Source organism: Microvirga sp. HBU67558 (genome assembly GCF_018069605.1).
Classification (GTDB): Bacteria; Pseudomonadota; Alphaproteobacteria; order Rhizobiales; family Beijerinckiaceae; genus Microvirga; species Microvirga terrae.
In genome coordinates, this window is sequence record NZ_JAGPUP010000557.1 from 99,009 (window position 1) to 109,389 (window position 10,381).

12 protein-coding genes are annotated in these 10,381 nt (G+C 64.8%); 6 read left to right on the plus strand and 6 right to left on the minus strand.

What is annotated here, in order from left to right; genetic code table 11:
• Window positions 1–4: 4 nt before the first annotated feature.
• The 3 genes from KBI52_RS27525 to KBI52_RS27535 form a co-directional block, all read right to left on the minus strand.
• Entirely contained in the window at window positions 5–1,591 is a 1,587-nt protein-coding gene (locus tag KBI52_RS27525) for a peptide ABC transporter substrate-binding protein (RefSeq protein WP_210812369.1), read from the minus strand.
• A gap of 171 nt (window positions 1,592–1,762) precedes the next feature.
• Window positions 1,763–2,197, minus strand: a complete 435-nt coding sequence (locus KBI52_RS27530) for a heme-binding protein (RefSeq protein ID WP_173949534.1) — start codon at window positions 2,195–2,197, stop codon at window positions 1,763–1,765.
• Window positions 2,198–2,239: 42 nt separating this feature from the next.
• Window positions 2,240–3,466, minus strand: coding sequence for a urate hydroxylase PuuD (locus KBI52_RS27535; RefSeq protein ID WP_210812370.1), 1,227 nt, complete (start codon window positions 3,464–3,466; stop codon window positions 2,240–2,242).
• A gap of 202 nt (window positions 3,467–3,668) precedes the next feature.
• Between KBI52_RS27535 and uraH the strand changes: the two genes are divergently transcribed.
• The 6 genes from uraH to KBI52_RS27565 all read left to right on the plus strand — a co-directional run bounded on the left by uraH (window position 3,669) and on the right by KBI52_RS27565 (window position 7,959).
• Window positions 3,669–4,022, plus strand: coding sequence for a hydroxyisourate hydrolase (uraH, locus tag KBI52_RS27540; RefSeq protein ID WP_173949532.1), 354 nt, complete (start codon window positions 3,669–3,671; stop codon window positions 4,020–4,022).
• A gap of 2 nt (window positions 4,023–4,024) precedes the next feature.
• Window positions 4,025–5,467 carry an allantoinase PuuE gene (puuE, locus tag KBI52_RS27545; RefSeq protein ID WP_210812371.1) on the plus strand — a complete coding sequence of 481 codons (1,443 nt, stop codon included), beginning with the start codon at window positions 4,025–4,027 and terminating at the stop codon, window positions 5,465–5,467.
• Window positions 5,468–5,545: 78 nt separating this feature from the next.
• A complete protein-coding gene (gene lysM, locus KBI52_RS27550) occupies window positions 5,546–5,992 on the plus strand; it encodes a peptidoglycan-binding protein LysM (protein ID WP_173949530.1) in 447 nt (148 codons plus the stop codon).
• A gap of 69 nt (window positions 5,993–6,061) precedes the next feature.
• Window positions 6,062–6,379 carry a rhodanese-like domain-containing protein gene (locus KBI52_RS27555; RefSeq protein ID WP_210812372.1) on the plus strand — a complete coding sequence of 106 codons (318 nt, stop codon included), beginning with the start codon at window positions 6,062–6,064 and terminating at the stop codon, window positions 6,377–6,379.
• Between the two features lie 136 nt (window positions 6,380–6,515).
• A complete protein-coding gene (locus KBI52_RS27560) occupies window positions 6,516–6,953 on the plus strand; it encodes a cytochrome c (RefSeq protein WP_210812373.1) in 438 nt (145 codons plus the stop codon).
• A 58-nt stretch (window positions 6,954–7,011) separates the two neighbouring features.
• On the plus strand, window positions 7,012–7,959 hold the full coding sequence (locus KBI52_RS27565; RefSeq protein WP_210812374.1) for a cytochrome c: 948 nt from the start codon (window positions 7,012–7,014) through the stop codon (window positions 7,957–7,959).
• 186 nt (window positions 7,960–8,145) lie between these two features.
• Here the strand turns inward: KBI52_RS27565 and KBI52_RS27570 are convergent, their stop codons facing one another.
• From KBI52_RS27570 to KBI52_RS27580, 3 genes are all read right to left on the minus strand, one after another.
• Complete coding sequence (locus KBI52_RS27570; RefSeq protein ID WP_210812375.1) at window positions 8,146–8,763, minus strand: helix-turn-helix domain-containing protein; 618 nt, start codon at window positions 8,761–8,763, stop codon at window positions 8,146–8,148.
• 106 nt (window positions 8,764–8,869) lie between these two features.
• Window positions 8,870–9,820: a DMT family transporter gene (locus tag KBI52_RS27575; protein WP_371823221.1), complete on the minus strand. Its 951-nt coding sequence runs from the start codon at window positions 9,818–9,820 to the stop codon at window positions 8,870–8,872.
• A 108-nt stretch (window positions 9,821–9,928) separates the two neighbouring features.
• Complete coding sequence (locus KBI52_RS27580) at window positions 9,929–10,186, minus strand: cyclic nucleotide-binding protein (RefSeq protein ID WP_210812376.1); 258 nt, start codon at window positions 10,184–10,186, stop codon at window positions 9,929–9,931.
• Between the last annotated feature and the right edge of the window lie 195 nt (window positions 10,187–10,381).

Genomic DNA, 10,381 nt, shown 5'->3' on the forward strand with positions numbered 1-10,381 from the left:
ATTTTTACTGCGTCTTCGACAGGAACCGCGTCGGGTAGACGCCCCGGGTGTTCTGCACGAAGCCCTTGATCTTCGGCGAGATCAGGTTGCTCTTGCCGTAGTACATAATCGGGATCCAGGGCATGTCCTTCATGAGGATCGCCTCGGCCTGCTTGAGCATGTCGGCACGCTTCTTCAGATCCAGTTCCTTGGCGGCGTTGTCGAGCAGCTTGTCGAACTCCGGATTGTTGTACTTGCCGTAGTTGAAGCCCTTGTTGTCGCTCTTGAGCAGGAACAGGAAGTTGTTCGGATCCGAGTAGTCGGCGATCCAGCCGTAGCGGGCGATGTCGAAGTCGCCGCCGTCACGCAGGTGGGCGAAGTGGGTCTTGCCGTCCGTGTTGATGAAGGAGGTCTCGATGCCGGCCTGCTTCCACTGCTCCGAGATCGCGATGACCGTGTTCCGGTTGTTGTCCGTGGTGTTGTAACGGATCTCGACCTTCAGCGGCTTGCCCGGACCGAAGCCAGCTTCCGTCAGGAGCTTCTTGGCGGCGTCCTCGCGGTCGATCGGAGACTGGTCCTTGTAGGACATGTAGGCCGGATCGCCGTAATTGCCCACGCCCGGAGGCATGAACGAGTAGCCCGGCTGCATGGTCTGGCCCCAGATCTGCTCGGCGATGAACTCGCGGTCGACCAGCATGGAGAGAGCCTGACGCACCTTCACGTCGTTGAACGGAGCCTTGGAGGAGTTCACCACCATGTACCAGGTGCCGAGATACGGGCCGAGGCGGACCTGATCCTTGAAGCGCTCCTTGAGCGACTTCATCTGGTCGGCGGGAACGTCGTCCGTCGTGTCGAGCTCGCCGGCCTCATAACGGCGCACCATGGCGGCGAAGTCCGGCGTCGGGAAGTAGTTGACCGTATCGATCTGGACGTCCTTGGCGCCGTAGTAGTTCTCGTTCTTGGCGAGCTTGATGTGGGAGTTCGGCACGAACTCGACCAGCTTGTAGGCGCCGTTCGTCACCATGTTGCCCGGCTTCACGAAGTCCTTGCCGAACTTCTCGACCGAGCCCTTGTGCACGGGCAGGCTGGTCTGGTGGGTCAAAAGCTCGATGAAATAGGGGGTCGGCGACTCGAGGGTGATCTCGACGGTCTTGGCGTCGACCGCCTTCACGCCCAGTTCCTCGGGCTTGCCCTGGCCCTTGTTGATCTTCTCGGCATTCTTGATGGGATAGAGGATGTTGGCGTATTTCGCGCCGGTCGCCGGATCCATGATGCGGCGGTAGGAATAGACGAAATCCTCTGCTGTCACCGGATCGCCGTTCGACCACTTCAGGCCGTTGCGGAGCGTAAAGCGATAGGTCTTGCCGTCGTCGGTGACTTCCCACTTCTCGGCTTGGCCGGGGATGGCTTCGCCCTTGGCGCTGTAGGTCACGAGGCCCTCGAGCATGTCGCGCAGGATGTGGGATTCCTGGACGGTCGAGGTCTTGTGGGTGTCGAGCGTTTCCGGCTCGCCCGAATTGGCGCGGTTGTAGACGACTTCAGCCGACGCGGCGCCCATGAGGGCGGCCGTGGCGACGGCGGCAAGAGCCGTGCGTTTGATCCATGATGACATCGGACGCGTTCCCTTTCTGATTTTATTTCAGGGTTCTGGATTGTCTCGGTCAGAGCCTTTAGGGCAGTAACCTTGCCCTATTTGTTGATCAATCAACTGTTTATGTCCAGTACTATCCCAAAACGCCTATAAAAACCAGACATATCAACAACTTGACGTTTGGTAAGAGGCTCAGGCGCCGGTGTCGAACACCAGTCCGGCAGCCTTGATCCCGCCCGCTGCGGCGATCTCGTCGTTGTCCGAGGTGTCGCCGGAGACCCCCACCGAACCCAGGGTTTGCCCCTGTCCGTCCTTGATCAGGACGCCGCCCGGAACGGGCACGAGCTGCCCGCCGACCGCATGGGTGGCCGAGGCGACGAAATAGGGGCGGTCGGTCGCCATCTTGTGGAGGGCGCGCGAGCCCACCCCCAGGGCCAGGGCGCCATAGGCCTTGCCCATGGCGATCTCGGCCCGCTTGAGGCTCGTGCCGTCCTCGGACAGGAGGGCCTTGAGGGCGCCGCGGGCGTCGTAGACGACAACGGACAGCGGCTTGAAGGATTTTTCCCGCGCGGTCTTGAGGGTTTCGGTGGCGATTTTCTGGGCCGTCTCGAGGGTGAGTTCGGTCACGGGATCCTCCATGGGTTGTCGTTGTCGTTACAGGATTGTGCTTCAGCGCGTGGCGGTGTCCCTGGCGGCGAGCCAGGCTGCCACGGCCTTCCGCTCGTCCAGGGTCATCTCGGTCACGTTGTTGGGCGGCATGGCGTGGGTCAGCACGCTCTGGACCCGGATGATCTCCGCGTGCCGGGCGATCTCCTCCGGCGTATCGAGGCGCACGCCCTTCGGGGCGATCCTGATCCCGTCCCAGACCGGCTCGGCCGCGTGGCACATGGAGCAGCGCGACTGGATCGTGAGCACAGCCTCGTCGAAGGCGGCCGTGACGGTCGCGGGTGTCGCATCCGCGGGAGCGGCCGCCAGGTTGGCGTTCCCGGGCTTGCCGATGATCGACAGCCAGATCGCCGCCCAGACGCAGAGAGCCGCCACCGCCCAGGTCCACCACGGCGAGCCCTTGCCCGCATGCTGCGAGTTGAAGAAATGCCGGATGACCGCTCCGGCGATCACGATCAGCCCGATGATGGCGACCGCGTAGCGCGACGACCAGGCGAGCGGGTAGTGGTTCGACAGCATCAGGAAGATGACGGGCAGCGTCAGATAGTTGTTGTGCGTCGAACGCAGCTTGGCTTCCTTGCCGAGCTTCGGGTCGGGCGTGCCGCCGGCGAGCAGGGTCGCAACCACCTTCTTCTGGTTCGGGATGATGATGAAGAAGACGCTCGCGGACATCCAGGTGGCGATCATCGCGCCCGTGTGGAGAAACGCGGCGCGGCCGTTGAACACCTGCGTGAAGGCGAAGGCCGCCGCCAGGATGTAGGCGAAGAGCGCGACGCCCAGGACGACGCCGTTCTTGCCGAGGGGCGAGCGGCAGAGCCCCTCGTAGACGAACCAGCTCAGGGCGATGCCGCCGATCCCGATGGCCGGCGCCTGCCAGGCCTCGAGGGCGCGAATGGCCGGGTCGATGGTGTAGAGATCCGCGTGCAGATAATACACCCACACGATGAGGAAGAAGCCGCTGATCCAGGTGGAATAGCTCTCCCATTTGAACCAGGTCAGTTCCCTGGGCAGTTCGGGCGGCGCAACGAGATATTTGCGCATGTTGTAGAACCCGCCGCCATGGACCTGCCATGCCTCGCCGCCGACGCCCTCAGGCAGCCCATCGCGCTTCTTGAGGCTGAGGTCCAGATGGATGAAATAGAAGGACGAGCCGATCCAGGCGATGGCCGTGATGACATGGACCCAGCGGATGAGCTGGCTGATCCATTCGGAGATTTGCGGGTCGATCATGCAGCCACTTGGTCAGAGAAGGACGTCACAGCCTAGGGCCCGGCCTCCCTCGGCGGAAGGCCCATTCGGCCGGTTTTTCAACAGGATCCCTGTCGCGGAAGCCCAAGACTTGTGCAACTAGACTTATGGATGCGCTTGACGGCGGACCATGGCGTCGAAAGAGTCCACACCCCGAAGGACACCAGACCTGTCGCGAGGTTTCATGGGACGCCTGTCCACACACGTTCTGGATACCGCCAACGGCAAGCCCGCCAGGGGCGTCGCCATCGAGCTCTTCGCCCTCGAAGGGGCTCAACGCCGCTCGGTCGTTCGCACGACCACCAATGCGGATGGGCGCACGGATGCGCCGTTGCTGATCGGCGAGGCATTTCGCACCGGGACCTATGAGATCGTTTTCGCCATCGGGGCGTATTTCAAAGCCCTGGGCACCGCCACGGCCGATCCGCCGTTCCTGGACGTCGTGCCGATCCGCTTCACCATCGCGGAGCCCGACGGGCATTATCACGTCCCGTTGCTCGTCTCGCCCTGGAGCTATTCCACCTATCGAGGAAGCTGACCTTGCCTGACACCTCCTATCCGCGCGACCTCGTCGGCTACGGCCGAAACCCGCCCCATCCCGGCTGGCCCAACGGAGCCCGGATCTGCGTCCAGTTCGTGATCAACTACGAGGAGGGCGGAGAGAACAGCATCCTGCACGGCGACCGCGCCTCCGAGGCGTTCCTGTCGGAGATCGTGGGCGCTCAACCCTGGCTCGGCCAGCGGCACCTGAGCATGGAGTCGATCTACGAATACGGCTCCCGCGCGGGCTTCTGGCGCCTGTGGCGCATGTTCACCGAACGCGGCCTTCAAGTGACCGTCTATGGGGTCGCGACGGCGCTCATGCGCAACCCCGAGGCGGTCGCCGCCATGAAGGACGCGAACTGGGAGATCGCCAGCCACGGGCTGAAATGGATCGACTACCGGGACTTCTCGGCCGAGGAGGAGCGGGCGCACCTCAAGGAGGCGATCCGCATCCACACCGAGGTGACGGGCGAGCGCCCCCTCGGCTGGTACACGGGCCGCACCTCGGAGCACACCAACCGTCTGGTGGCCGAGGAGGGCGGGTTCCTCTACAGCGCCGATTCCTACGCGGACGAGCTGCCCTACTGGGAGCAGCACGGCGACCGGTCCCAGCTGATCGTGCCCTATACGCTCGACGCCAACGACATGCGCTTCGCCACCCCGCAGGGCTTCAACGCGGGCGACCAGTTCTTCGCCTATCTGAAGGACAGCTTCGACACGCTCTATGCGGAAGGCGAAACCGCGCCGAAGATGATGTCGGTGGGCCTCCATTGCCGGCTCGTGGGCCGTCCGGGCCGGGCCGCGGCGCTCGCCCGCTTCCTGGACTACGTGGCGTCCCACGAGAAGGTCTGGGTGGCGCGGCGCGTCGACATCGCGCGCCACTGGATCCGGAATCACCGCCCGGCGGACGTGAAGCCCAGCCGCATGAGCCGGGTGGTGTTCGTCGAGCTCTTCGGCGACATCTTCGAGCATTCGCCCTGGATCGCCGAGCGCGCCTACGATGCCGGACTGACCACCGGGCAGGACACCGCGGAAGGCCTTCATGCCGCCATGGTGCAGGTCCTCTCGGCGGCGACGCACGAGCAGAAGCAGGTGCTGATCAACGCCCATCCGGACCTCGCCGGGCGCCTGAAGCTCGCCGACCTCACGGCTGATTCCCGCAGTGAACAATCCTCCGCCGGCCTCGACAGCCTGACCGCGGCGGAGCGCGATCGCTTCCTGGCGCTGAACGACGCCTACCGGCAGAAATTCGGCTTCCCCTTCATCATGGCCGTGAAGGGACGCTCGAAGGACGAGATCCTCGCCGCCTTCGAGGAGCGGCTCGATCACGAGACCGATGTCGAGTTCGACACCGCCATCGCGCAGATCGAGCTGATCGGCCTGCTCCGGCTCAAGGATCGCCTGCCGTCGCTCGCCGACGTGTTCTCGACCTTGGCCTGACCGGAACCGTTGAGATCACCGCGCGTCTTCCTCCCAGCTTGGCCATCATGAGCCGGGCAGGAGCCAATGGAGGACGACATGGGTCTGTTCAAGTTCATCAAGGAGGCCGGGGCCAAGATCTTCGGCGGCAGCGCGGCCGCGGCCACGCCGGAGAAGCTGCAGCAGGAGGTCCAGGGCCATGGGTTCGACGCGACCAAGCTCGGCATCCAGGTCGAAGGCGACAAGGTGAAGCTCTCGGGCCAGGCCACCAATCAGGAAGAGGCCGAGAAGATCATCCTGTCCCTCGGCAACACCTACGGGGTGGCCGAGGTCGACACGAGCGAGCTTCAGGTGCAGCAGCCCGCCGCAGTCTCGACCATGTACACGGTCCAGAAGGGCGACACCCTCTGGGAGATCGCCGAGAAGCATTACGGCAAAGGCAAGGGCGCGAAATACACCGAGATCGTCAAGGCGAACTCCCCGCCGGTCAAGGATCCGGACATGATCCAGCCGGGCTGGGTGCTGCGGATTCCGCCGCTCGCCTGACGGTCGGCCCGATTGCGCTCCTCCCTGCGGTGCCGGTATGAGTGTGACCCGCCGCAGGGAGGATTTGTCATGAGTGAAGCGCCCAAAGTCATCGATCTCGACCGCGAGGCCGTCAAGCAGGGCCTGCAGGAGGGCTCGTTCGTGCTCGTCGACGTGCGCGAGCCGCACGAATTCGCCGCCGGCCACATTCCCGGCGCGGTCTCTCATCCGCTCTCGTCCTTCGATCCGTCCGCGCTGCCAGAGGGCAAGCGAATCGTGTTCTCGTGCGCGGCCGGAGTCCGGTCCGTGAGGGCGATCGAATTCGCCCAGGCCGCCGGCCGCGACATCCGCGAGCACTACCGGGGCGGGTTCAAGGACTGGGCGGCCGCCGGCGAGCCTGTGGAATAGGCTCCCGGGGCGCGCACCTCACATAGATGTGTTCTAAGGTAGAGTGCTCAAGCTTGACGAGATGTGCGCTAATGCCGGCCCGCTGACGATGGTTCGTCCGGACACCGTCGATCGCGCCCATGAGGGGAAGGAACATATGAAGTCTACTATTTTCGTCGCCAGCCTTCTGGCACTCGGAGTGACGGCCGCCATTGCGCAAAGCGACGTGGTCGAGCAGCGCCAGGGTCTCATGAAGGAGATGGCTGCCCAGACCCGGCCCATCGGCGGCATGATGCGCGGCCAGGAGCCCTTCGATCTCGCCAAGGTTCAGGCCAGCCTGAAGGTGCTCGCGGAGAACCCGAAGAAGTTCGTGACCCTGTTCCCGGAGAACTCGAAGGACGCGCCCAAGTCCGAAGCGCTGCCGTCCGTCTGGGAGAACAAGGCCAAGTTCGAGTCCTACGGCACCAAGATGAGCCAGGATGCCCAGACCGCCCTGGCGTCGATCAAGGACGAGGCCTCCTTCAAGGCGGAGATGCCGAAGGTTCTGCAGAACTGTGGCACCTGCCACAACGAGTTCCGCAAGAAGAGCTCGTAGCGCCTGAGAGGCTTCAGAATGGGCGGCCGTCGGCCGCCCGTTTCGTTTGGAGAACGGAATGCGCAAGGCGATCGTGGCTCTTCTGGTTCTGGTCCTGCTCGGGGTGGCGGGCTTCTGGGGCCTGACCTCTCCGGCGGCCTACGCCCTCATCCGCGGGAACGGTCAGGTCTCTCCCGAAGCGGCGTCGGGGCCGGCCCGCCAGCCGAATCTGGAGAACGGCCGCACCCTGTTCTTCGCGGGAGGCTGCACCTCCTGCCATGCGGTGCCCAACCAGGACGACAAGCTGCGTCTCGGCGGCGGCTATGCCCTGAAGTCGCCCTTCGGCACCTTCCACGTTCCCAACATCTCGCCCCACAAGCAGGACGGCATCGGCTCCTGGACCACGGCGGATTTCGTCCGTGCCATGCGGGAGGGCATCTCGCCCGACGGCCGCCATTACTATCCGGCCTTTCCCTATACCAGCTATCAGCGCATGAGCCCAGAGGATCTCGGCGATCTCTTCGCGTTCATCATGACGCTTCAGCCGGTCGACGGGCGCGCTCCCGGTCACGAGCTGCCATTCCCCTACAATATCCGCCGCGGTCTCGGTCTGTGGAAGCTCGCCTTCCTGGACGGGCAGGCCTTCCGGCCGGATTCGGGCAAGTCCGAGAGCCTGAACCGGGGCGCCTATCTGGTGAACGGGCCGGGCCACTGCGCCGAGTGCCACAGCGAACGCAACATGGCGGGAGCCATCATCGAGGAAAGGCGCTTCGCCGGCGGTCCCGATCCCGAGGGACGGGGCATCGTTCCCAACATCACCCCGCATCCGACCGGCATCGGCGGCTGGACGCCGGACGACCTCACGACCCTGCTGACCACCGGCGAGACGCCGAATTTCGATACGGTCGGCGGGCCGATGGGCGCCGTGGTGGCCAACACGGCCCGGCTCGCCGACGGGGACCGGCGGGCCATGGCCGAATACCTGCTGTCGCTGCCGCCGAAGCAGGGGTTCAAGAAGCCGGAGTAACGGGCGGCGCGTTGGCGCTCGAACGACTCAGGCATCGCCTCACCGCATCCTCCACGTCATCACCGGCCTTGTGCCGGTGATCCCGATTTCCTGAGGCGCTGCGGTCTTCCGGTCGGGATGGCCGGGACAAGCCCGGCCATGACGTGGGAGGTTCTCGTCCTCGGCTAACTTCGCAGCCCGAGAGCCTCAATCCATCACGGCGGCCTTCAGGATGCACACCATGGTGGCCCGGCCCGGCGCGTCGCCGATGCAGCGCACCGAATGGGGACGGTCGCAGCGATAGCGCAGGCTTTCGCCGGCCTTCGCCTGCTGGGTCGCGCCCCCGACCTCGACCTCGAACTCGCCCTCCAGGACCGACAGGCATTCCACCGAGCCGCGCTGGTGGCTGTCGGAATCGAGCACGCCGCCGGGCTCGGACTGCACGTCGTACCATTGCAGCCACTCGATGGTCTTGAGCCAGCCGATGATGGCCAGGCGCATCTTGCCGTCCTCGGACACGAGGATCGGGGTGTCGGCCTTGGAGGACTTCTCGATGAAGGGCTCCTCGTCCCCGGAGGCGAGAACCCGCTCGATCGACACGTCGAGAGCCTGGCTCAGCCGCCAGATGGTGGCGAGCGTCGGGTTGGTCTCGTTGCGCTCGATCTGACTGATGATCGACTTCGCCACGCCGGATTGCTCGGCGAGTTCCGACAGGGACAGGTTGTAGGCCTTGCGCAGGCGCTGGATCGTCTTGCCCATGTTGCCGGACAGAACCTGTGCGCCCGTCTCCAGGTCCCGGCTCCGCTCTTTGCCCTCGACGCCCATGACTGCCTCTGTTCCGAAATAGAGAACGTTCGTTCCTCAAAACGGTTGTGAGGGAATCGGCGGAACGGGTCAAGCGCCGGGGGCGCATGGCCCAACCTTTTGAGGTTCAGACCCCGGGTCTCTGGGGAGCGACCTGCAGGGCCCTGGTTCGCAGGAGCCCGAGCCGGTGCTCGCGCCAGACGATGAAGAGGCCCGTGGCGGCCACGATGGCGGCGCCGATCAGCACGGTCAGAGTGGGCAGGTCCCCGAACATGAACCAGCCGAACAGGAGCGCCCAGATCATGGTGGTGTACTCGAACGGCGCAATCACCGAGGTGTCCGCATAGCGGTAGGATTGCGTGACCAGGATCTGGCCGACGCCGCCCAGGATTCCGATGAGGACGAACAGGGCGAGGTCCGTGGAATCCGGCATGCGCCAGCCCAGCGCCAGGGTGCAGAGCGACAGGCAGGACGCCATGATGAAGAAGTAGAACACGATGGCGCCGGTCTTCTCGGTCTCGGTCAGGCGCCGAACCTGGATCATGGCGCCGGCCGAGCAGAAGGCGCCCGTGAAGGCCAGCATCGCCCCGAGCGTGGGACCGGCGTTCAGATCGCCGCCGAAGGTCCCGACCTTCAGATAGGGCGACAGCATGATCAGCACGCCGACGAACCCGATGCCGACCGCCGTCCACCGATAGGCGCGCACCGTCTCCTTCAGGAGGAGCGCCGCCAGGATCACCGCGATGAGGGGCGACGCGTAGCCGATCGCGATGGCGTCATGCAGCGGCAGGTAGGAGAGGGCGGCGAAGCCGAGATACATGGCGCCCGTGCCGATGAACCCACGCTTGAAGTGACCGACCACGTTCCTCGTCCGCACTGCGTTGATGAGGTCTCCCTGCCATCCCAGCCACAACATCAGCGGGAGCAGGGCGAAGGCCGAGCGGAAGAAGACGATCTCGCCGACAGGATAGCGCGCGGCGAGCGTCTTGAGGGTCGCCGACATCATCGTGAAGACGACGGCGGAGGTGACTTTGAGGGAGATCCCCAGGAGAGGTTTCACGGGAGAGGGGGTTTTCACGGCTGGCGTCGCTTGGAAGGGTGCAGCCAACCACGGACGGGCCTCCCCGTGAACCCCCAATCGGCGCGCAAACCCCTGCGCCCGGCGCATGGGTTGAGGACAAGGGTTTCAGGACTGGACGGCCCGCGAGCGCTTGATGTGGGACCTCGCGAAGCCGATCGCCGTCAGGATCAGCCATGCCGTCTGGGTTACGAAGGACGCCAGGTTGAAGTCGAACAGCAGGGAGTAGAGGATCAGCAGCGCTCCCAGGGCATTGAGAAGCGCATAGCGGTTGTCCTCGACCTTCAGGGTGCCGAGTTGCAGCATCCCGTAGGCCGACAGGTAGGCTGCAACGCCAACCAGTCCGACGATGTCAGGTCCATTCATCCACGATCTCCGCCCGATCCAATGATAAGGCTCTACGGCAAACCGGCCCGCCTGGGAATCGGACGTTTCGCCCGAGGCAGGCCCGGGGCCGGGAGGTGGTGCCTGTCCTGGCAGGCCCGGCCGTTCTCCCCTCGTCCCGACACCCTCCGTCCGTCCTGACACCCTCTGCCTGTCGCGCCCCCCTCCTCCCGTGTC

What these genes read in the sequence shown, in the direction of transcription:
- KBI52_RS27560 (WP_210812373.1), top strand. Translation starts at nt 6,516, where the DNA reads ATGAAGTCTACTATTTTCGTCGCCAGCCTTCTGGCACTCGGAGTGACG.
- KBI52_RS27525 (WP_210812369.1), bottom strand. Translation starts at nt 1,591, where the DNA reads ATGTCATCATGGATCAAACGCACGGCTCTTGCCGCCGTCGCCACGGCC.
- KBI52_RS27580 (WP_210812376.1), bottom strand. Translation starts at nt 10,186, where the DNA reads ATGAATGGACCTGACATCGTCGGACTGGTTGGCGTTGCAGCCTACCTG.
- KBI52_RS27570 (WP_210812375.1), bottom strand. Translation starts at nt 8,763, where the DNA reads ATGGGCGTCGAGGGCAAAGAGCGGAGCCGGGACCTGGAGACGGGCGCA.
- KBI52_RS27565 (WP_210812374.1), top strand. Translation starts at nt 7,012, where the DNA reads ATGCGCAAGGCGATCGTGGCTCTTCTGGTTCTGGTCCTGCTCGGGGTG.
- KBI52_RS27555 (WP_210812372.1), top strand. Translation starts at nt 6,062, where the DNA reads ATGAGTGAAGCGCCCAAAGTCATCGATCTCGACCGCGAGGCCGTCAAG.
- KBI52_RS27535 (WP_210812370.1), bottom strand. Translation starts at nt 3,466, where the DNA reads ATGATCGACCCGCAAATCTCCGAATGGATCAGCCAGCTCATCCGCTGG.
- uraH (WP_173949532.1), top strand. Translation starts at nt 3,669, where the DNA reads ATGGGACGCCTGTCCACACACGTTCTGGATACCGCCAACGGCAAGCCC.
- lysM (WP_173949530.1), top strand. Translation starts at nt 5,546, where the DNA reads ATGGGTCTGTTCAAGTTCATCAAGGAGGCCGGGGCCAAGATCTTCGGC.